Source organism: Nesterenkonia ebinurensis (genome assembly GCF_008711175.1).
Classification (GTDB): domain Bacteria; phylum Actinomycetota; class Actinomycetes; order Actinomycetales; family Micrococcaceae; genus Nesterenkonia; species Nesterenkonia ebinurensis.
This window is the reverse complement of sequence record NZ_VWNF01000021.1, coordinates 203,909-225,958: the sequence shown is the minus strand read 5'-3', so window position 1 is coordinate 225,958 and position 22,050 is coordinate 203,909. Positions and strand designations below refer to the sequence as shown.

General features: G+C 59.8%; 18 protein-coding genes. 14 read left to right on the top strand and 4 right to left on the bottom strand.

Annotated elements, in window-relative coordinates:
• Positions 1-18 precede the first annotated feature (18 nt).
• Positions 19-1,593: a phytoene desaturase family protein gene (locus tag F0311_RS08600; protein WP_150461520.1), complete on the bottom strand. Its 1,575-nt coding sequence runs from the start codon at positions 1,591-1,593 to the stop codon at positions 19-21.
• A 43-nt stretch (positions 1,594-1,636) separates the two neighbouring features.
• Between F0311_RS08600 and F0311_RS08595 the strand changes: the two genes are divergently transcribed.
• The 14 genes from F0311_RS08595 to F0311_RS08530 all read left to right on the top strand — a co-directional run bounded on the left by F0311_RS08595 (position 1,637) and on the right by F0311_RS08530 (position 19,029).
• Positions 1,637-3,355 carry a DUF7059 domain-containing protein gene (locus tag F0311_RS08595; protein ID WP_150461519.1) on the top strand — a complete coding sequence of 573 codons (1,719 nt, stop codon included), beginning with the start codon at positions 1,637-1,639 and terminating at the stop codon, positions 3,353-3,355.
• Between the two features lie 44 nt (positions 3,356-3,399).
• The gene (gene topA, locus F0311_RS08590) at positions 3,400-6,186 is read left to right on the top strand and encodes a type I DNA topoisomerase (RefSeq protein ID WP_223881226.1); all 2,787 of its coding nucleotides are present in this window, start codon (positions 3,400-3,402) and stop codon (positions 6,184-6,186) included.
• Between the two features lie 18 nt (positions 6,187-6,204).
• Positions 6,205-7,266, top strand: a complete 1,062-nt coding sequence (locus F0311_RS08585) for a Ppx/GppA phosphatase family protein (RefSeq protein ID WP_150461518.1) — start codon at positions 6,205-6,207, stop codon at positions 7,264-7,266.
• On the top strand, positions 7,259-8,074 hold the full coding sequence (locus F0311_RS08580) for a sugar phosphate isomerase/epimerase family protein (protein ID WP_396897430.1): 816 nt from the start codon (positions 7,259-7,261) through the stop codon (positions 8,072-8,074). Before F0311_RS08585 ends, F0311_RS08580 begins: the two co-directional genes overlap by 8 nt.
• Positions 8,075-8,118: 44 nt before the next feature.
• A complete protein-coding gene (locus F0311_RS08575; protein ID WP_150461516.1) occupies positions 8,119-8,526 on the top strand; it encodes a hypothetical protein in 408 nt (135 codons plus the stop codon).
• A gap of 7 nt (positions 8,527-8,533) precedes the next feature.
• Complete coding sequence (gene proC, locus F0311_RS08570) at positions 8,534-9,454, top strand: pyrroline-5-carboxylate reductase (RefSeq protein WP_150461666.1); 921 nt, start codon at positions 8,534-8,536, stop codon at positions 9,452-9,454.
• Positions 9,455-9,539: 85 nt separating this feature from the next.
• The gene (locus F0311_RS08565) at positions 9,540-10,445 is read left to right on the top strand and encodes a LysR family transcriptional regulator (protein WP_150461515.1); all 906 of its coding nucleotides are present in this window, start codon (positions 9,540-9,542) and stop codon (positions 10,443-10,445) included.
• Between the two features lie 298 nt (positions 10,446-10,743).
• Entirely contained in the window at positions 10,744-11,805 is a 1,062-nt protein-coding gene (locus F0311_RS08560) for an ABC transporter ATP-binding protein (RefSeq protein ID WP_150461513.1), read from the top strand.
• Complete coding sequence (locus tag F0311_RS08555) at positions 11,798-13,492, top strand: ABC transporter permease (RefSeq protein ID WP_150461511.1); 1,695 nt, start codon at positions 11,798-11,800, stop codon at positions 13,490-13,492. The genes F0311_RS08560 and F0311_RS08555 overlap by 8 nt, the downstream gene beginning before the upstream one ends.
• 164 nt (positions 13,493-13,656) lie before the next feature.
• A complete protein-coding gene (locus F0311_RS08550) occupies positions 13,657-14,607 on the top strand; it encodes an ABC transporter substrate-binding protein (RefSeq protein ID WP_150461510.1) in 951 nt (316 codons plus the stop codon).
• A gap of 18 nt (positions 14,608-14,625) precedes the next feature.
• On the top strand, positions 14,626-15,729 hold the full coding sequence (locus F0311_RS08545; RefSeq protein ID WP_150461509.1) for an ABC transporter substrate-binding protein: 1,104 nt from the start codon (positions 14,626-14,628) through the stop codon (positions 15,727-15,729).
• The gene (locus F0311_RS08540; protein WP_150461508.1) at positions 15,632-17,230 is read left to right on the top strand and encodes an aldehyde dehydrogenase family protein; all 1,599 of its coding nucleotides are present in this window, start codon (positions 15,632-15,634) and stop codon (positions 17,228-17,230) included. The genes F0311_RS08545 and F0311_RS08540 overlap by 98 nt, the downstream gene beginning before the upstream one ends.
• Positions 17,220-18,080 carry an NAD(P)-dependent oxidoreductase gene (locus tag F0311_RS08535; RefSeq protein ID WP_150461507.1) on the top strand — a complete coding sequence of 287 codons (861 nt, stop codon included), beginning with the start codon at positions 17,220-17,222 and terminating at the stop codon, positions 18,078-18,080. Before F0311_RS08540 ends, F0311_RS08535 begins: the two co-directional genes overlap by 11 nt.
• A gap of 4 nt (positions 18,081-18,084) precedes the next feature.
• Positions 18,085-19,029: an NAD(P)-dependent oxidoreductase gene (locus F0311_RS08530; RefSeq protein WP_191089828.1), complete on the top strand. Its 945-nt coding sequence runs from the start codon at positions 18,085-18,087 to the stop codon at positions 19,027-19,029.
• A 63-nt stretch (positions 19,030-19,092) separates the two neighbouring features.
• Here F0311_RS08530 and F0311_RS08525 read toward each other — a convergent pair whose 3' ends face one another.
• The 3 genes from F0311_RS08525 to F0311_RS08515 form a co-directional block, all read right to left on the bottom strand.
• Entirely contained in the window at positions 19,093-19,710 is a 618-nt protein-coding gene (locus tag F0311_RS08525) for a GntR family transcriptional regulator (protein WP_150461505.1), read from the bottom strand.
• Positions 19,707-21,179: an FAD-dependent tricarballylate dehydrogenase TcuA gene (gene tcuA / locus F0311_RS08520; RefSeq protein WP_150461504.1), complete on the bottom strand. Its 1,473-nt coding sequence runs from the start codon at positions 21,177-21,179 to the stop codon at positions 19,707-19,709. Before tcuA ends, F0311_RS08525 begins: the two co-directional genes overlap by 4 nt.
• Positions 21,180-21,737: 558 nt before the next feature.
• Positions 21,738-21,992 carry a glutaredoxin family protein gene (locus tag F0311_RS08515; protein ID WP_150461503.1) on the bottom strand — a complete coding sequence of 85 codons (255 nt, stop codon included), beginning with the start codon at positions 21,990-21,992 and terminating at the stop codon, positions 21,738-21,740.
• Between the last annotated feature and the right edge of the window lie 58 nt (positions 21,993-22,050).

Genomic DNA, 22,050 nt, shown 5'->3' with positions numbered 1-22,050 from the left:
GCATGAGCCTGGGACTGGTCAGCGGGCTTGGGTGTCACGGAGGACTGCGGCAGCGGCGTTGAAGCCGGCCATACCGTGGGCACCGCCGCCGGGCGGGGTGGCCGCTGAGCACATATAGATGCCCTCCTGGCCCAACGAGTAGGGTCGGCGCACCCGCGCCGGGCCGGCGAAGGTCTGACCCAGAGTGGCCAGCCCCGCACTCACGCTTCCGCCCACCAGGTTGGCATTCCAGGCCTCCAGCTCGGCCGGGCCCCAGACTTTCCGATTCAGCACAGCGTCACGGAAGTCCGGGGCGAACCTGGTGATCTCCTCCTCGATCAGCTTGGCCGCCCGGGCAGTCCCCGCGGCGCCAAGCCCGCGCGGAACATGCGCGTAGGCCCAGCAGACCGTCCGATGATCAGGAGTGCGGGAGTCATCGGCGGCACTGGGCTGGGCAACCAACACATAGGGCCGCCCAGGCAGCACCCCTTTATTTGCGGCCGCCTCACTGGCGGCGATCTGCTCGGCACTGCCGCCCAGGTGCACCGTGCCGGCTGCGGCCAGCTCCGAGCGCGCCCAGGGGAGCGGCCCGTCCATCAGGTAGTCGATCTTCACCACCCCAGGGCCATAGTTCCAGCGGCCCATCCGGCGCTGCACCCGCTCAGTGAGCCGCAGCCCGGCAAGCCTGAGCACCTGTGCAGGGGTCAGATCCAGTACGACGACGTCGGCGACCTGGTCACCGGAGCGGCGCCGGTGCCCCCGGCTGCCGTACCGAACCCCGTCGATCCGGTAACCACGGCGCTTCAGGTCGGGTCGGACACCCTGTCGCAGCCCGGGCAGCGGAACCTCTGTGATGCCCTCCACTGCGAATCCGGTGAAAATCCGCACACCATGGGCTTCCAGCTCAGCAACTAAAGCATTGACCAGCTGTTGGGACCCGCCGCGGAGCACCGGCCAGCCCACAGTGTGGGCCGCAGCCCCTAAGAGCACACCAAAGGCAGAGCTCAACGGGGCACTCAGCGGACCGGTGGAGTGAGCAGCCAGTCCGGCGAACAGCACCCGGCCCTCCTGGGTCTTGAAGCTGCGCATCAGGTTCGCAGCCGGCATGGCTCCGGCTGCTCCGAACTGGGCGAAGGCGACAGCGCGTCCCACCAGGTTCCACAGCCCCGGACCGGCTCCGGAAAAAGGAGTGGAGGGCGGGGTGAATATCGCCTGACGTACCGCGTTCCAGTTATTGACCAGAGGCCCGACGATCCAATCCCAGAGGTCCGCATCGGCACCCAACCCGGCGGCAGTATCGGCCAGACTGCGGTGGAGCAGAACTGGCCCGGCGTCGTCGTGCTCAGTGCTGTCCAAAGGGTGCGCGGCAGCAATCGGCGGGTGCACGAACTCCAACCCCAGCTCCGCATAAGCCGGGGAGGCCGCGGTGAGCGGGTGCACACTGGAACCGAGATCGCTGATCAGCTGAGGCCCGAACAGCTCAGCAGAGCGGGCCGCCCCGCCGGGAGCACCGGCCGCCTCATAGACGGTGACCTGCCACCCGGCCCGTGCCAGCTGGTAAGCAGCGGTTAGCCCATTGGGCCCAGAGCCCACCACTGCCGCATGCCATGCCATGGCACTCAGTCTAGGGGGCGCCGGGCCGGCATAGGCTGGGTCTATGACTGCCTTCCCGCCTGCACCCGGCCCGCCCAATTCGCAGAACTTGGGGCTGATCGCTTCATTGCGTGAAGATTTGGCTGAGGCAGGCTTCACCAATGACGGGGTGGCCGAGCTGCTCGGTCTCGAAGCGGTGGCCGCCCTGGACCGGGAGCAGATTGTGCCCGGGCAGCTACGTGTCCAGAAACTGCTGGAGAGTATCCCAAGTGACGTCGACCGATTGAGCCGAGCGGAGACCGGCGCAGGTGCCGAGTCCCCCGAGGCGAACGTCTCCCACCCGTCCTGGTACCGCCCATGCGCGGTGCTCACCGCGCTGTGGCTGGTGGCAGTGGAAGTCTCCTACGAGCAGGTGACCGCCGCCCTACCGCGCACCGGGGTGGAAGGCCTTCGCCAGCTCGGCCTGGCCCAGCCCGGGCACACCGGGGTCTGGCCTGCCTGCGACCTGCGGCCCTACCTGGCGGAAACTAAGGCAGGCAGCAAGGACCTGTGGGTCACCTCTGATCTCTCCGCTCATCAGGTCACCGGCGCCCTGCCGCATGACCACGTGCTGGGGGTAGGCCAGGCCAGCTTGACGTTGGCCGGGATCACCCACCGCCGGGCTGTGAAGACCGCACTGGACATCGGCACCGGCTGCGGCATCCAGCTGCTGCACCTGCTGGACCATGCTGAGCATGTCACCGGCACTGATCTCTCGGAGCGCGCTCTGGTCTTCGCCCGGTTCAATCTGCTGCTCAATGCCCCGGCCCTGGGACTGGATCCAGTGCATCTGGAAGACCGGGTGCAGCTGGTTCAGGGCTCCCTGCTGGAACCGGTGGGCGCTCGGCGGTTCGACCTGGTGGTCTCCAACCCGCCGTTCGTGATCACCCCGCGCACCCCAGGAGAGTCCGAGGCTGAGCGTTACACCTACCGCGACGGCGGGCGTGAGGGTGATGCCCTGATGCAGGAGCTGATCACCGGGCTGCCTGCGGTGCTCAGTCCCGGCGGCACGGCGCAGATGTTAGGGAATTGGGAGTCTTATCAGAATGATGACGCTTGGCACACCCGGCCACGAGCCTGGGTGGAGTCTGCTGGGTTGAACGCCTGGTTCATCCAGCGCGATGTGCAGACCCCGGCCCAGTACGCCGAAACCTGGTTGCGCGACGCCTCCGAGGAGCGCAGCCTTGTCGACTACCGGCGCCGGTACGCCGAGTACATCGCGGACTTCGCCTCCCGGCAAGTGACCCAGATCGGCTTCGGCCTGATCTGGCTGCAGAAACCCGCAGATAACGCCGCCCACTTCCCCACCAGCCCCTGGACCTGTTATGAAGAGCTCACCGGAGAGGTCCAGCAGCCTTTGGGTCCAGTCATCGGAGAGACCGTCCAACGGGCGCTCGCCGCTGAACATGACGCTGACGCCGTCCTCCAACAGGTTCTCATCGTGCCAGAGGCTGTCACCGAAGAGCGTTACCAGCGCTTCGGTGCCGAGCATCCCGAGGTGATCATCGCCCGTCAGGGTGCCGGGCTGCGCCGCTGCCGACCGGTCAGCTCGGCAGCTGCGGGCTTCATGGCGGCGGCCGACGGCGAGTTCACCGCCGCCCAGCTGATCACCGCGGTCTGCTCCCTGACCGAGGCAGATGAGGATGCCCTCACCCATGAAGTCCTCGACCTCTACACCGAGGGTTTCCTGGAGGACCAGGAAACGGAGGCAGCAACAACGCAGAAAGCAGATGGTGCCGATTGAGTTATAGTGAGCACCGCACCGCACTGCAGAGCCCAAGGAGTTTCGTGTCAGGCAAAAAGTTGGTCATTGTTGAGTCCCCGGCCAAGTCCCGTTCCATCGCCAAATACCTGGGCGATGACTTCATCGTGGACGCCTCCGCCGGGCATATCCGTGACCTCCCGCAGCCCTCGGACCTGCCCGCTGACATGAAGAAGGGCCCCTTCGGCAAATTCGCTGTGGACCCGGAGAACGGGTTTGAACCCTACTATGTGGTCTCTGAGTCCAAGAAGTCCAAGGTCCGTGAGCTGAAGAAACAGCTCAAAGAGGCCGACGAGCTCTACCTCGCCACCGACGCCGACCGAGAAGGTGAAGCCATCGCCTGGCACCTCTATGAGGTGCTCAAGCCCAAGATCCCCACCTACCGGCTCAGCTTCACCGAGATCACCAAAGAGGCCATCACCCGGGCTATGGAGAACCCCCGGGAGATCGATTCTGACCTGGTGGACGCCCAGGAGACCCGACGCATCCTCGACCGGCTCTACGGCTATGAGATCTCCCCGGTGCTCTGGCGCAAAGTCGGCAAAGGGCTCTCCGCCGGCCGTGTGCAGTCAGTGGCCACGCGGATGGTGGTGGACCGTGAGCGCGAACGTATGGCCTTCATCTCTGCCGGCTACTGGGATTTGACGGGCGAGTTCTCCACGGTAGTTTCTAAGAGAGCGAGCAGTGCCCCGGAAGCTCCGCAGCAGGTTTCGGAAGGCGAGCGAACGTTCACCGCCAAGCTGCACGCGGTCAACGGCGAACGCATCGCCGCCGGTTCCGACTTCACCGACAAAGGTGAACTGAAAGACTCTCGCCGCGGCGTCGTGGTTCTCAATAAGACGGACGCAGAATCTCTGGCTGAAGGGCTCACCGGTGCCGCGTTCACTGTGGACTCGGTGGAGGACAAGCCGTACTCGCGCCGACCTCAGCCGCCGTTCATCACCTCCACCCTGCAGCAGGATGCCGCCCGCCGACTGCGGTTCTCCTCCCGCACCACCATGCAGGTGGCCCAGCGGCTGTACGAAAACGGCTACATCACCTATATGCGTACCGACTCCACCACGCTGAGCTCCCAGGCGCTGAACGCTGCGCGCCGCCAGGCCAGCGAACTCTATGGTGCCCAGTCAGTGCCGGAAAAGCCGCGTACCTACGCCAAGCGCAATGAGACCGCCCAGGAGGCCCATGAGGCGATCCGACCGGCCGGGGACTCCTTCCGCACGCCCAAGCAGGTGCGCGGGGAGTTGAGCGCGGACGAGTTCAAGCTCTACGAGCTGATCTGGAAGCGCACCGTGGCTTCTCAGATGGCCGATGCCAAGGGCTTCACTGCCAGTGTGCGACTGACCGGCCAAGCCTCCGACGGACGATCGGCCACTTTCGGGGCTTCTGGCACAGTGATCACCTTCCCGGGGTTCCTGGCCGCCTATGAGGAGATCAAGGACAACGACGACGCCGGCTCCAGTGACAAGCCGGAGAAGGCAGCAGACAAGCGCCTGCCCAAGTTGGCCGAGGGCGATTCACTGACAGGTGAGGACATTGAGGCTAAGGGTCATGAGACCACCCCGCCGGCCCGCTATACCGAGGCCACCATCGTCGCCGAGCTGGAGAAGCGGGAGATCGGCCGGCCCTCCACTTATGCGCCCACCATCTCAGTGATCATGGACCGCGGCTATGTGACCAAGCGAGGCTCGGCCCTGGTGCCCTCATGGACCGCGTTCAGCGTGATCCGCCTGTTGGAGGAGCATTTCGGGCGATACGTAGACTATGACTTCACCGCCCGCCTGGAGGATGATCTGGACCAGATTGCCCGCGGAGAGATCGAGCGCGAGGCCTGGCTGCAGGGTTTCTACTTCGGCGCCTCTACCGCAGAGGAAGGCCTGAAGAACGTGGTGGACAACCTGGGGGAGATCGACGCCCGAGCGGTCAACACCATTGAGGTGGCTGAAGGCGTGGAGGTCCGGGTGGGCCGCTACGGCCCCTATCTGGAGCGGCCGAATCCGGACGGTGAGGCTGATGAGAATGGGGAGATCAAGCTGGACCGAGCCAATCTCCCTGCCGAGATGGCACCAGATGAGCTGACTCGCGCCAAGGCTGAGGAACTCTTCGAACAGGCCTCCCTTTCCGGTCGGGTGCTGGGCGCCGATCCGGAGACCGGCCGGGAGATCGTGGCCAAGGACGGTCGTTACGGCCCCTATGTCACCGAGCTGATCCCCGATCCCACCGAGGAGGAGGTCCAGGCCCACCTGGACGCCCAGCCCACCGAGTACTACAAGAACGGCAAGCCCAAGCCTAAGAAGAAGCCGGCCAAGCCCAGACCGCGCACCGGCAGCCTGCTCAAGTCCATGTCACTTGAGACAGTGACTCTCGACGACGCCCTCAAGCTGCTTTCCCTGCCCCGCACCGTGGGCACTGGTGAGGACGGCGAGGAGATCCTCGCACTCAACGGACGGTTTGGCCCCTACCTGAAGAAGGGCGCTGACACCCGGCCGCTGCAGGATGAGGAGCAGCTGTTCACCATCACCGAGGATGAGGCCCGAAAGATCTACGCCCAGCCCAAGCAGCGCGGACGGGGGGCGGCCAAACCCCCGCTGGCCGAGTTCGGCACTGACCCGATCACCGAGAAGCCGGTGGTGGTCAAGGACGGCCGGTTCGGCCCCTACATCACCGACGGGCAGACCAATGTCACCGTGCCGCGCAGCGTGACTCTGGAGCAGCTGACCAAGGAACAGGCCTTCTCACTGCTGGCCGAGAAGCGGGCCAAGGGTCCGGCTCCCAAGAAGTCCGGCGGGCGGCGTCGTACCGCGGCGAAGGCATAACCGGACAGGGGGTCTCCCATGCGACTGGGCGTTCTGGACATCGGTTCCAACACCGTGCACCTGCTGCTTGTTGATGCACACATCGGGGCCAAGCCGGAGGCCTTCGCCTCACATAAGCGCCCGCTGTCCTTGGTGAGGTACTTGGATTCTGAGGGCGCGATCACTGAGGCCGGCCAGCAGGAGCTGATCGGGTTCATCTCCGAGGCCGTGCGGTTCGCCGCCCGGCACCGGGCCGAGGATATGCTCAGCTTCTGCACCTCCGCCATCCGGGAGGCGGCCAATGGTGCGGAGGTGATTCCCCGAGTCCAGGCCGAGACCCAGGTAGAGCTCACCGAGCTCACCGGGGCGCAGGAATCGGCCATGACCTTCTTCGCGGTGCGCCGCTGGAGGGGCTGGTCGGCCGGGCACATCCTGAACTTCGACATCGGCGGCGGCTCCCTGGAACTGGCCTACGGCCAGGACGAGCTGCCTTCCACGGCCCTCTCGGTGCCGCTGGGTGCAGGACGGCTGACCAGAGACTTCCTAGTCAGCACCATGGAGGCGGGGGTGGCGCCGGGCAAATCCGAGATCAAAGAGCTCAAGAGCTATGTGCGCGAGGAGATCGAGGCCGCCCGACGAGAGTTCCCTCAGCTGAGACAACAGCTGGAGGTCACCGCCACCTCCAAGACTTTCCGCTCGCTGGCCCGGCTGACCGGTGCCGCAGCCTCCGCCGAAGGGCCTTATGTGCGGCGGACCCTGAGCCTCAAGGAGCTCAAACCCCTGGTCAAACAGCTGGGTGAGCTCTCACCCAAGGAGCGGGCCAAGCTGCCGGGGGTCTCCGAGATGCGTTCGGCACAGGTGTTCGCCGGTGCCCTGGTGGCCGAGACCGCCATGAAGACCTTCGGCATCGAGGAGCTGACCATCTGCCCCTGGGCGCTGCGTGAGGGACTGATCCTGCGCCGGCTGGACACCCTGGCCCGGGACAGCTCGGTGGAGATCGCCCATGCCCCGGCGGTAGGACAGGTGGACCTGGCCCGCGAGCTGCGCCGACCTACCCATAAGGATGTCAAAGCGATCCACGTGGAGCATGCTCGTGTCTGAGCGTGAACTTCCGCGGATTCCGGTGGCGCTGAGTTCGTCATCGGTCTACCCGCTGGGGGTTGCTGAGACCTTCTCCATGGCTGAGGACCTCGGCTATGACGGGGTGGAGATCATGGTTACTCATCGGGCTGAAACTCAGCAGGCCAGTGTGCTCAATGAGCATTCCTGGCGGTTCGGGCTGCCGGTGCTGGCCATCCACGCACCCACCCTGTTGCTGACTCAGCAGGTCTGGGGCTCGGCAGAGGACAAGCTCTGGAAGTCAGCCGAGCTGGCACGTGGAGTGGAATGCGGGACCGTGGTGGCTCATCCCCCCTTCCGGTGGCAGGGCAACTATGCTTCAGCATTCGCTGAGCTGGTGGGGCAGATTGAGGAGCATACCGGTGTGGTGGTCGCGGTGGAGAATATGTACCCCTGGCGAGCCGGCGGGCGCGAGGCCAAGATGTACTTACCGCACTGGAACCCGGTGCCCTTCGGGTACCGGCACGTGACCTGGGACTTTTCCCACGCAGCCACCGCGGAGGACGACTCCTACGAGAATATATCGGCTCTGGGCTCCCGGCTGCGGCATGTGCACCTGACCGACGGCTGGTCCAACGGGTTCAAGGATGATCACTTAGTGCCCGGCTACGGTAATCAGCGGGTTGAGGAAGCCATGCAGCTGATCGCCGATCCCGAGTTCGGCGGCTCCGGGTTCGATGGGGCGGTGGCCGTGGAGGTCTCCACCCGCACAGCCCGCAAAGTGGGACAGCGTGAACGCATGCTCGCCGAGTCCCTGTCCTTCGCCCGCACCCATCTGGGCCAGCAGTGAACCTCAGCCCTTAGACTCATTCAGCAGAGGATTATCAGGAGAAGGTGAGTGGTGTGAACGAGTGGTGGGAGATCGTCCTGCTGGTCATCGGGTGTGTGCTGGCGCTTTTGGTGCTCCTCTTTGGCCTTTCTGCGTTGGGGTGGTTCGACGAGGACAAAAAGGACACTGCCGGGATCCTGGACAAGGGAGGCACCCTGCAGCTCTTGGCCGATGTGACAGCCGAAGCCCACGTCCAGGGCACTGAGGCCCAGCGTGCGATCGAGGAGCTGCGGGAGATTGCCCCGCAGCTGGAAGCTGGGGACTGGCAGCTCTTTGAGGAGCGCTACCGCGAAACACTGGAGTCCTTTTCCTCCGGACAGCCTGATGTGGATGCCCAGATGCAGCACCTGGACCGGATATTCCGCCGGGACCGCATCATCGGCCAGGCCCGTAGGGAACTCCGGGACCAATGAGAGGGGAATCATGACCAAAATTGCGATGCTGGGCTTGGGTTCCATGAATGGGGCGATCCTCGCCGGACTGCTGGAGTCTGGAGTTTCCCCTGATGATGTGCTGGCAACCTCCCGCTCCACAGAATCAGCCCACCGGCGCTCGCAGCAGTTTGGAGTTGAGGTCTTATCCCCAGAAGACGGTGCCCGGTTGAGTCGGGCTAAGACCGGCACTGGCGCTGAGTCTTCTGAGGCGATTGAGGGTTCAAGCGCCGAAGCTGCGTATGCTGCCAACCGCACCGCAGCTGCACAGGCGGAGGTGGTCTTTCTGGGCGTGAAACCCTACCAGATCACCGACGTGTGCACCGAGATCAGGGATGCGCTGAAACCTGAGGCGGTGGTGGTCTCAGTGGCCGCGGCGGTGACCATCGAGATGATGGAGGCTGCCCTGGTCCCCGGTCAGCCGGTGATCCGCACTATGCCGAATATCCCCCTGTCCGTGGGGGCTGGCGTGGTCGGACTTAGCGCTGGCACTCACGTGAGCAAGCAGCAGGTGGAACAGGTGGCCGAGCTGCTGGGCGCTTCAGGTTCAGTGCATGTGCTGGACGAGGACCAGATCGATGCGCTTTCGGCCATCGCGGGCTCCGGGCCGGCCTACGCCTTCTACCTGGCCGAGCATATGGCTGCGGCCGGGGCAGAGCTGGGCCTGGACCCCCGGCTGGCTGCCGAGCTTGCCGCGCAGACCCTTTACGGCGCGGGAAAAATGCTCGTGGAGAACCTGGGCGATAATGACGCCGCCCAACTGCGTAGGAACGTCACCAGCCCCAACGGCACCACCGAGCAGGCCATCACCACCTTCGACACCGACAGCATGGGACAGACCATTCGCGCCGGGACTAAGGCTGCGGCAGCCCGGGCCGCTGAGATCACCGATCAGCTGAAGAGTGAGTAGCTGCAGCCAGCAGGCGGCGCCAGACTTCGGCTCGCACTGACTCCGCGTCAGAGTCCCGTGAGAGGAATCACCTTACAATGACTGCATGGAACTTCATCAGGCACGAGCCTTCGTGGCAGTTGCGGAGGAGCTCCACTTTGGCCGTGCCGCAACACGGCTACAACTGACGCAGTCGACACTGAGTCGTTCAGTGGCTCAACTTGAGAAGAAGTTGGATAGCTCTCTAGTAGCCCGGACCACCAAGTCTGTTTCTCTCACTTCAGCCGGTGAGGCGCTACTTCCTCACGCCAGGAAGTTGTTGGAGTTGGTCGACAGGACTCCGGATGTAGTGGCCGCAGCGAATGAAGGGCTTACCGGGAGAGTCCGACTGGGTTTTTCTGGGCCTTCGACCAACCATGTGGTCGGGTTTCTAGCCAAGGAAGTCCGTGCCCGACTGCCCGGGATTCAGCTGGAGCTCTCATCTTCCCTGATGTCGTATGTCGGACTTGAGCAAGTCCTTAATGGAGACCTGGATATTGCACTGGGACGGTGGGACGCCCTGCCAGCTGACGTCGAATCTCGCGTCATCGGGTATGAAGAGCTCGTTCTGGCTCTCCCGAATGACCATCCCCTTGGAGACCAAGACGCAATCTCCTTGCGTGACCTTGAGAAGGACAATTGGGTTGTCCTTCCTAGCGGCCCCGGAGCCTCCATGCCGCAGAGACTTCATACTCTTGCTAGTCGGGATGGGTTTATACCTCGAATCAGCCACGTTGCACCAGACTCTGCCACATGCATGGTTCTCGTTGCTTCTGGCTATGGGGTATCACTGACCCAGACCAGCGTGCAGGAACATGTCTACTCACCTGGTGTTATCTATCGAAAGTTGGATGCTGAGCGTGAAGACACCGAGCTTCAAGTGAGACTTGTCTGGAAGAGGGAGGACCAGAATCCCGCACTGGCTAAGTTCTTGGAAGTCTCCGAGCAAGTGCAAGCAATGAACGGGACCTAGGGTTCGAGTCGAGGTATGAGTCCAAGCACTGTTGTAGGGAAGCGGAAAGATTCTTGCAACCGTCCCAGTGGATGGGCGACCAGTGCTTTCTCCACTTTGCGGGGTCAGTGCTGATGAACGGCATCGGCCTGGTAGCGCGCCGCGCGCTTGTAGCTCTGCGCTTCAGTCGAGGAAGGCAGGGATCTTGAAGCGTCACAAGCTTACTGTGACGCGCAACTCAAAACGCCGTTGACAGTGATCCAAGTCTCACGTACGCTAATGATGTACGTGATGCATAGTACTAATGCAAGGGGCGCATATGAGAGTTTCTCTTCAAGACCTCCAGATTCACTATGGAAAGTTTCATGCCGTAAAAGACCTGGATCTAGAAGTTCCTGATGGAACGTCACTCGTTCTTCTGGGGCCGAGTGGCTGTGGTAAGACGACCACGATGAGGTCCGTTGCCGGGCTGGAGGCCCCAACTGGAGGAAGAATTACTGTTGGGGAACGCGACGTCTTCAATTTCGCAGAGAGGACGAATGTTCCGCCAAATAAGCGCAACGTGAGCATGGTGTTCCAGTCTTACGCAATATGGCCACATAAGACGGTGTACGAGAACGTCGCCTTTCCTCTCCAGATGAAGAAGCTGAGCCGTAGTGATGTGGCGCGCAAGGTGGGAGAGGTGCTTGAGCTCACTGGGATGAGCCAGTATGAAAAGCGCGGCGCTAGCGAGCTGTCCGGTGGGCAGATGCAGAGGGTGGCGCTCTCGAGAAGCCTAGCTATGGATCCTGCTGTGATGCTGCTGGATGAGCCTTTGTCAAACCTTGATGCTCTTCTCCGAGTTCGTCTTCGTACTGAACTCCGGAGGATTCAGCAGGAACAGGGACTGACGACGATCTATGTGACTCACGATCAAAGTGAAGCCCTTGCGCTGGCAGACAATATCGCCATGATGCGTGCTGGCGGGGTTGTCCAGTACGGTACGCCAAAAGACCTTTACCAGAACCCAGTGGATGTGGAAGCTGCCTCATTCATGGGGTACCAGAACATCTTCTCTCGGGATGACAGTAGTGCTTGTGTGATTAGTGCCCGTGGTCTTAACGGTCGCAGCGACTCTGGAGACCACGTTTGTTTCCGAGCCTCACATGTGAAACTTGAGGCCACGAACGATGATTCGGCGGACAGTGGGTCAGTAACGAGTTTGAGTTACCAGGGAGACAATTTCCTCGCAACTGTGGAGATGGCTAACGGCCTCATAGTTCAGTGTGAGATCCCCCAAGCTGCGTTGACTCTGCAACGAGGTGACAAGGTGAGGGTCTCGGTGGATGAGGGAAGTATTAGGCAGCTACCAGTACAAAAACTGGGGTCAACTGATGCGTAAGTTCTTCAATGCAGCAACAGCGCTACAGGTGACGGTTCTCGGTGTGCTGTTTGTTCTCATATGCATTCCGGTGCTTCTCATTATCTTTGCTGCCCTGTCTGATGTACTCCCCAGGCCTGGCAATATCAGCTTGACCAATCTCACGTTCGAGACCATCGGTGGGATTCTGAGCGGCGCAACGCTAGGGGCGGCTCAGAATAGCTTGATCATAGCTTTCGGAAGTGCTCTCTTCGCTATGTTTACGGGAGGAGCGCTGGCCTTTATCTTCGCGCGTACCGACATTAAGTGGAAGCCTTTCGTATACCTGGCCGGACTGGCGCCGATGTTCATTCCAGCGTTCGTCGCTGCATTGGCTTGGTCGATACTGGGTAACCCGAGAAGCGGTCTTCTGAACGTCCTCGCTAGAGACCTGGGGTTGCCCGAGGTTTTGAACGTCTACAGTTTCGCTGGACTGATTTTCGTTCTAGGCGTGTACTACGCCCCCTACGTCTTCCTGTTCACGTCCTCAGCTCTCCTGCTCATGAATCCAGAGCTAGAGGAAGCCGGCCGAGTTCACGGTGCGAAGCAAGGGACCGTCATTCGTAGGGTCACCATGGGGCTCATGACGCCACCACTACTGGGTTCTGGATTCCTGGTCTTCATTCTGTCGCTAGAGAACTTTCCAGTCGCTCAGTTCCTGGCTAATCCCTCGGGGATAAACACGTTGCCAACGTACATCTACAGGTTTATGAATTCCTCTCCTCAGAGAGGGAACGAGGCGGCCGCGGTAGCTCTGCTACTGATTGGCGTAGTACTCCTGCTCACGTATATTCAACAAAGAATTCTCAGAAGAAGAAATTACACGATCGTGGGCGGCAAAGGCGCCCGGGCGAGTCTAGTCAGGCTTGGACGCGCTCGTACGCCCCTGTTCGCCGGTGTTATTGCGTTCTTTGTAGTGTCAATCGTGCTCCCCATGAGTGCGCTAATCCTGACGGCGACTTCACCGTCTGCGTTCATACCATCGGTAACTGGTCTCCTTTCACAGGCAGACTTCAACATATCTGCACTGTGGGCTCCGTTTGAGCGGCCTCAGGTGACACAAGCTGCGACTAATAGCGTCATAGTCTCCGTAGGGGTGGGAGTCCTCGCAACGGCGCTCTGCTTCATAAGTGCATATCTTGTACTGCGTATGCGACAGCCTGGCAGCCCGCTCATTGAGTATATGGCCATGACTCCGTTAGCAATACCAGCAATCGTCCTTGGAATGGGCTTGCTCTGGACGTGGCTCATTATGCCGCTCCCGGTTTACGGGACGCTGGCCATCATGGTGATCGCGTTCATCGCTGTGCAGATGCCACAAGGGTACAGGGGCATGTCCTCTTCCCTTCTGCAGCAAAACACAGAACTCGAGGAATCGGCCATGATGCACGGCGCCACACGAGTAAAGTCTGTCAGAAAGATAACCATTCCCCTGATGAAGGAGGGAATTGCTTCGGTTTTTATTCTCATGCTCATGCTGAGCATGCGAGAGCTCACTGTTCCACTATTTCTCTATACAACTGATACTCGAATCCTGTCCATTGTGATCTTTGACGAGTATGAGAATGGTGCAATTAGATCAGCTTCTGCGCTGAGTGTCATTTATGTAGGAATAATCGCTGCACTCGCACTACTCGCGCGGCGATTTGGCTTCAGTAATCTCAGATAGGAGATATTGTTGTGAGGTTTCAAGTTTCGAGGGTGGGAGCGTTTGGTTCCCTTACTGCGCTGGTGTTGACTACGGCATGTGGTGGGGCTGGCGGTGATGGTGAAGGTGTTCAGGATGACGGTTCGCTGGTTATCGATGGACAGGAAGTTGCTTCGGCTGAGTTGATGGAAGCGGCCCAGGATGAGGATGGCCTAATACTCTATACGGGTTCAGGTGAAGCTGGTGAGAGGCAGCTGATAGAGCGTTTCCAGGAGGAGACAGGGCTTGATGGGGATCTCGTTCGTGTGGTTCCCAATCAGTTGACTGAGCGGATTATCTCTGAGCATCAGGCAAATCAGCTAGGTGCCGATGTGATCCGGATCGACGGGTGGGACCTGATCGATCAACTGGTTGACGCTGAGGTATTTCGCTCGTACTCAGACATTCCCAGTGACATCAGTATCCCTGATGAGGCTGTTCACGAGGACGGTCTCTACTTCACCACCTACAACCGGCCTTACCTGTTTGCCTACAACCATGAGGTGGCCGATGAGGAGCTCACTTCATGGGAGGACCTGATCGAAGACGGGATCTCTTCCGGCGATATTGGATTAACTCAGGTTCGAGCTGCTGGGTCGTCTGCGAACTTGGTCCACTTCCAGTTGGATGTGTTGGGGGAGGAGTGGTTGTCTCAGTTGGCAGATACCAGCCCCAGGATCTTTGACTCTGCCTCGCCGCTGACCGATGCGATGGCTCGAGGTGAGTTGGTTGCGGGCCCGGTGCCTTCAACGGTGGGCATGGTGGCGATTGAAGATGGTGCGCCGATTACCTTGGTTGCTCCGGAAGAGGGGTTCCCAGTCAACGAGTACATCGTTGGGCTCTCGGAAGGTGGGGACTCGCCTAACACTGCCGAAGTTTTCCTGAATTGGACGCTCTCGGATAGCGGGCAGTTGGCGGCACTAGAGCTGGGGGACTACCCCATAAATCCGGAGTTGGGAGCCCCTGACTTGGGTGAGGGCGTGGATATGCCTCCTCTGGATGATGAGGGAATCTATGTCGTTGACCCAGAGGAGTACCAAGACCTACTCGAAGAAAACGCAGAGCTCTGGGAAGAGCTCTTCGGATACACAGGCTAGATCGCAAGGAGCGAAGTTATGAGTTACTCAATGTTCAGGGTGGGAGCGTTTGGTTCCCTTACTGCGCTGGTGTTGACTACGGCATGTGGTGGGGCTGGCGGTGATGGTGAAGGTGTTCAGGATGACGGTTCGCTGGTTATCGATGGACAGGAAGTTGCTTCGGCTGAGTTGATGGAAGCGGCCCAGGATGAGGATGGCCTAATACTCTATACGGGTTCAGGTGAAGCTGGTGAGAGGCAGCTGATAGAGCGTTTCCAGGAGGAGACAGGGCTTGATGGGGATCTCGTTCGTGTGGTTCCCAATCAGTTGACTGAGCGGATTATCTCTGAGCATCAGGCAAATCAGCTAGGTGCCGATGTGATCCGGATCGACGGGTGGGACCTGATCGATCAACTGGTTGACGCTGAGGTATTTCGCTCGTACTCAGACATTCCCAGTGACATCAGTATCCCTGATGAGGCTGTTCACGAGGACGGTCTCTACTTCACCACCTACAACCGGCCTTACCTGTTTGCCTACAACCATGAGGTGGCCGATGAGGAGCTCACTTCATGGGAGGACCTGATCGAAGACGGGATCTCTTCCGGCGATATTGGATTAACTCAGGTTCGAGCTGCTGGGTCGTCTGCGAACTTGGTCCACTTCCAGTTGGATGTGTTGGGGGAGGAGTGGTTGTCTCAGTTGGCAGATACCAGCCCCAGGATCTTTGACTCTGCCTCGCCGCTGACCGATGCGATGGCTCGAGGTGAGTTGGTTGCGGGCCCGGTGCCTTCAACGGTGGGCATGGTGGCGATTGAAGATGGTGCGCCGATTACCTTGGTTGCTCCGGAAGAGGGGTTCCCAGTCAACGAGTACATCGTTGGGCTCTCGGAAGGTGGGGACTCGCCTAACACTGCCGAAGTTTTCCTGAATTGGACGCTCTCGGATAGCGGGCAGTTGGCGGCACTAGAGCTGGGGGACTACCCCATAAATCCGGAGTTGGGAGCCCCTGACTTGGGTGAGGGCGTGGATATGCCTCCTCTGGATGATGAGGGAATCTATGTCGTTGACCCAGAGGAGTACCAAGACCTACTCGAAGAAAACGCAGAGCTCTGGGAAGAGCTCTTCGGATACACGGGGTGACCAGTTGACTCAGACTTTCCAAGAACAATTTCAAACAAGCAGTGTGATCGGAGGGCGTTGGGTTGAGGCATCGGGAGACGAGGCGACAGAACTGCGGTTTCCTCATGAGGCGCACGGTCCACTAGGCGCTATTCAGAATGTGTCCAAGGAGCAGGTTGATGATGCAGTAAGAGTCGCTGCTAAGACCTTTCGCTCTATGAGAGTTATGCGAGATCTCCGCAGTCGTGTTCAGATCTTGAGGGAGATCTCTAGATGCCTTCGAGACAACGTGCAACAACTGAGTCATCTAGAGACTCTGGACACCGGGAAGCTGCACAAAGAGAGTCAAAAGCAGATCCTCTTCGCTTCTCGGATGTTCGCCTTCTACGCAGGTATTGCAGACAAAATCTATGGCACTACTATGCCGTTGGACGACGCTAGATACTTCAATTACAGCTTGAGGGAGCCACTTGGCGTTGTTGCAATCCTTACCGCCTGGAACTCCCCGATCCAGCTGCTGGCCAACAAACTCGCGCCAGCTCTGGCCGCTGGTAATGCTGCTGTCATCAAACCCTCAGAACACGCATCGCTATCGACGTTGCACCTCATCGGACTCCTCCGTGAGTATGAGGTCCCGCCCGGGCTGGTCAACGTGGTGACTGGAGATGCTTCCGTCGGGACGAATCTTGTTAGCCATCAGGACGTGCAACATTCCAGTTTCACGGGGGGGCATCGCGGAGGTAGGAGCGTCGGCGTCATAGCCATGGAGAAGATGAATAGTGTCACTTTAGAGCTAGGAGGAAAGTCCCCGAACGTCGTGTTCGCTGATGCAGATCTGGATAGGGCCTTGACGGGAGCTTTAGTTGCGGGCTTCTCAGCGGCAGGACAGACCTGCGTTGCGGGTAGCAGACTGCTCCTCGCAAGGGAGATTAAGGACGCGTTTCTCCATCGCCTAGCGAGTCGTGCAGACAGCATCCAAGTCGGTAATCCATTTGATGAGTCCACGCAGATGGGGCCGATCGGAACAGACATGCAGTTCGAGCAGATCACCGGTGTGCTGGAGATTGAGAAGGAGGCATTCTCAGATAGATCGACGACGCGGCCCCTCGAGAATCAGCTTCGGTCTGAGACCGGCGGGAACTATCTCAACCCTCAAGTCCTCGATATATCAGGTCGTTCTACATCATTGCGTGACACCGAGGTCTTCGGTCCTGTGCTCGTGGTGGATGATTTTGACGGCGAGGGTGAGGCTATTGAGAAAGCTAACGCCACTCCGTTCGGCTTAGCCTCGGGTCTGTGGACACGAGACCTAAGCCGAGCTCATCGTGTAGCCCGGAACATTGAAGCTGGAACTGTGTGGGTAAACACCTACAGGCAAGCAGCTGTACAAGCACCTTTCGGCGGGTATAAGAAATCCGGTCTCGGGCGAGAACGCGGACTGGAAGCCATTGACAGCTACTTGCAGACGAAGAATGTCATGATCGACTTAGAGGACGAGGTGGACAATCCATATGGGATCTAACAAGGTGGGACTAGTTGGTCTGGGGCGGATGGGTTCATCGCTGCTGGAACGGCTTCAGCTGGAGACACATGTCATTGCTTATGATTCTGATTTATCCCGAGCGCAGACCTTAGCCAGTGAAAATGTACAGATTGCTCTCTCGCTAGAAGACTTCCGTGCCTGCGAGTATGTGATTCTGTGCTTGCCAAGTGTGGCAGCATCAGAAGGCGTTCTCCAAGAACTGGGATCTTACTTAGACAATGCCAGGATCTTTGAAACAAGTACGGTTCCCCCAGAGTATTTACGGACTATTTCTGGCCGATTAGGGGATCGAATTGAACTGTTCGATACGGCAATCCTTGCCGGTGTAGAAGCTATGCAGGCAGGCAAGGCAAAGCTGCTGGTAGGCAATGCGACGAGACTGAGGGAGTCAGACCGGGAGGTGCTGAACTGGTTCTCTGAGAGTTTTTCTACGTTCGACGAACTCGGTGGAGGCATGGCAGCGAAGATAATCAACAATGCGGTTGCTCATGCGAACATGTCAGTCCTCCTGGAAGCTCGCGCCATGGCAGTTGCGCACGGAATCACAGACGCCGAGCTATTCCGAGTTCTGGATGATGCCGACAGTGGTGTCTACCGCCCATACGAATTTCGGTTGAAAGAGAGAGTCGCGAACCGCGACTTCGATGGGGGTATGTCGGTATCTATGGCGCTGAAAGACTCCCTTCACGCGATAGAGGTTGCGACTTCCGTTGGTGTGCCGCTGTTCTCAATAGGCGCAGCCCACCAGGTGTATCAGCTAGCTGTCTCTGATGGCCTTGGCGACCTTGACTACGCATCAATCAGCTTGTTGTGGCCTGAGCGAGGTTAAGCCAGTGCGAATTCTTGTGCCTGACGAGGAGCTGGCAGGTGCCTGCAGGGAACGGCTCCAAGAGAAATTTCCAGACCGAGGGAAGCAATCCCAGATCCGGGTGTGGGATATTGATTCCGGTGTAGAACCACCCTCAGCTGATTTCGTCGTGACAGCAAGGCCCAAGGCCAAATCTGGCTACTCGCGAATCGGGCTAGTAAGAAGCCTGCGCCATGTGCACCTGCTGTCTTTGGGATACGACTGGATTCGAGGATATCTCCCGAAAGATGTTAGCGTCTCCAACTCCAAGGGTGCCATCGAATCAACGACTGCTGAGTTCGCCCTGACGTTGACGCTTGCCGCTCTTCGAGATCTTACAAGGGTGTATGCGCAGGCTCAGGAGCGATTCTGGAGTCGGGACTTCTGGACGTCTTCTTTAGTTGGATCTCGAGTTCTCGTCCTGGGCTACGGTGGAGTTGGTAGGGCCACGGTCCGCAGAGTCGAGTCATTTGCCCCGGCTTCGGTCGAGGTTATTGCTGGCAAGGCTAGGCTTCATAAGGACGGCCGTAGAATCAATGGCCCGGAGGCCCTTTACGACTTGCTGGGTACAGCAGATGTCGTCATCGTCACTCTCCCCCACAATGAAAGTACAGATCGACTCGTCAATGTGAAGTTCCTCAAAGCAATGACTGACGGTGCGCTTCTAGTTAACGTGGGTCGTAGTGCGATTGTGGATCATTCAGCTTTAGTTGCCGAACTGCGCTCTCACCGACTGCGAGCGGCGCTGGATGTTGTTGAGCCAGAGCCCCTGCCCGAGGACAGCGACCTGTGGGACGTGCCGAACTTGCTGCTCTCCCCCCACCTTGGGGGCAATACGTACGAGTGCATCAGGCGGTGCCGAGAGTTGGCAATTGAACAGGTTGTCAGGTTCGGCGCCGGCGAGCCTGTCATCAATGTCGTCAGTCGCTGACCGAACAAGGCGAGAGGCCGGGGTGGCAACAGCGCAAGTCTCAGAAATCACGGACCAATTTTGCTAGCGCTGGCGGAAGGCTGATTCGAGGTGCTGCCGCATCAGTTGGGCGGCGTCGTCGGCCTGGTGGGTGCTGATGAATTCGACCAACTGGTGGTGCTCCTCCAATGACTTTTCCCATCGGCTGTCGTCTCGCAGGGTGGTGGGCACGATAGACATGGACTGCACACCGTACTTCTCGTTCGCCTCAAGTAAGAACGGATTAGCACTTGCTCGCCAGATGAGTCGGTGGAACTGGTAGTTCAGTTCCCGACGGACGGCAGGGGAGTTGTCCTCCACCTCCTTCTGCTCAGTCAGAGAAGCTTCCAGCTGAGCCACTGCGTGCTCACTTCTGCGCATCGCCGCCAGGCGAGCAGCGTCCGACTCCAGAAGAGCGCGCATCTCGTAGAGCTGACCGATCTTCTCATCGGTCCACACGGTGACCTGGGTCTTGCGGCCCCGCTTTTCAGCGAGCCCTTCAACGACAAGGCGGGCCACAGCCTCCCTGACCGGGGTCCGGGAAGTGCCGACCAAGTCAGCCACGGAGCGCTCATTCAGGTCAGCACCTTGTTCTAGCGAGCCGCCGAGGATGTGGGACCGCAGCTGCTCGTAGACGGAGTCGACCTGAGGGCGGGTGGTCATGAGGCTGCGGACCGCCCTGCGATTCGACCGAAGACGATGCCTGCTGCCAGCCCGGAACCACCGGGGTAGTTTCCGCTGAAGAGGCCGCCCAGGGCTTCGCCACAGGCAAACAGTCCAGGAATTGGAGTGCCGTCCTCCTTGAGAACGCGAGACTGCTCGTCTCCCTTGAGGCCACCGAAGGTGAAAGTGATGCCGCAGGTAACCGGATAGGCGTAGAACGGGGGCTCAGAGATCGAGTTCGCCCAGTTCGACTTAGGCGGGGTGGTGTGAGCGACTCGCCCGTCCTTGACGTTGGGGTCGAACGCCTTGGTGGTGTCGATGGAATCGTTGAACTCTTGGATCGTTTTGATGAGACCATCCTTGTCGATTCCGGTTGCTTCCGCCAGTTCCGCGAGGGAGCCAGCAATGTGCTCGCCAACGCCCGGCACCTCATACTCCTGCGGACGGAGCATCGGCCGTAGTGGCGCATCAAAGACCTGCCAGGCGATCGCCCCGGGCTGCAGCAATACTTCCTTGCCGTACTTGGCGTAGGTGAGATTGCGGAAATCGGCCCCCTCATCAACGAAGCGTTGGCCGTTGCGGTTGACGATCAGCCCTAGCGGGTAGCTCTGCCGTGTTAGTCGGTTGGTCACCTCAAAATTGGACTCATTGTTCTCAAACTCGGCATCCCACTGGGTAGCGTGGCAGGAGGTCCAGTCACCGGCCTTGGCTGCGCCGAGGCGAAGCGCTTCTTCCAGCATGGTGCCTGTATTGAACGGCGTACCCCGGGTGATTGCGTACTCCCACTCGGAACCCATGTGTTCAGCGCGCATCGTCTTGCTGGCCTCGAAGCCGCCGCTGCCCAGCACCGTGGCATCGGCATGAACGGCGTGCTCCTCGCCGTCCTGGTCGAAAACGACGCCGGTTACGCTATCGCTGCTCTCAATGAGACGGGTGGCCCGAGCGTTGTAGAGCACTTCGATGCCGCTGGCTTCGGCCACTGCAAAGTGATCGCGGATCAAGCCCTCGCCGCCATCAACGTTGCCGACGTGCAGGCCGCCCCAGAACAGGTAGCTCCCGTCGGGGCGTTCATAGGCTTGACGCTCATACATGAGGCGGTACTTTAGGCCCTTGGACTTCAGCCATCGTATGTCCTCGGCGATGTTGGATGTCAGGGTTTCGGTCATCTGCGGGTCGTTGTTGCCGTTGGTAACTTTGGCCAGATCAGCCGCGTATTCCTCCTTGGTATAAGGCGGCACCACTGTGCGGTCATGCCTCGGATCGGGTTCGACCAGGTTCTTGAGGCTGTGTAGTCCCTCGTGGGTCATGCGGGTGGCGCCAGCAGTGAAATAGCTGTTTCCGCCAGCCTGCTCCTTGGGTGCAGCCTCGAGCATCAGAATCTTCTTGCCAGATTCGCGTGCTGCGTGGGCGGCGCACATTGCTGCGTTTCCAGCGCCGATAACTAAGACATCAGTGATAATGGTCGACATATGACCTCCTTTGGTATGCCAAAACTAAGGTAAGCATGCCATTCAGGGTATTTAGTGTCAAGAATCACGGAGTAGGATGCCAGTACATAACGGCGTGTGAAGGAGTGGTGTGACAGTTCGATCGAATGGACCAACGTGGCACCAGGCCCTGGGAGCGGCGAAGCTGCTTGCCGGAGCACTCAGCGTAGGTGCTACTCTTCGAGTTCTTCAACATCCACGCAGGAATGCTCCTAGGCAGTGCAGTCGGTGCTGCACTGGTGAACCAACCCTGGCACCGGAAACTGCAGCCTTCTGCCTTCCCCCGTTCCTTCCGCCAAACCGGCCTCATCTTGGTCAGGGCACTTCAGGAAGATCGGTTAGGGGTTTCGGCCAGGACGTCTTTCTTGAGGAGCCCCTGTCGTAGGATTCGCGCCTGCGGGATCTGCCGCGAACCGTAACTGACTCCGCATCTTGGATATGTGACGGACCGAGACGTGGATCTTTTCGCGGACGACACCGCTGACGATATCCGCGTCTTCTACGCCGGCGAGAAAGTGTGGGTCCTGAACTGGTGAGGAGTTAGGCGGTAGCCTCAGCCAGCAGACGCCGTAGGCGGGCGGGGTCGAACTTCCAGAAGTCCCGTATCGTGCCGTTGATGCGCAGTACCGGGACCTCCTCGGCGAACTGAGCGGCGAGGGCGGCGTCGTGCTCAATAGTGGTCTCGGTGAAGCTCAGGCCGAACTCTGCACAGACAGCCTCGGTGGTGGCCAGCGCCTCGGCGCACAGGTGGCAGCCGGGCTTGGTGAGCACTTCGACATGAACAGTCTCAGACACGGCGTCCTCTCGGTGATCGGATACGCGAAAGCCCCGGCCGATCAGCCGGGGCTAGGCG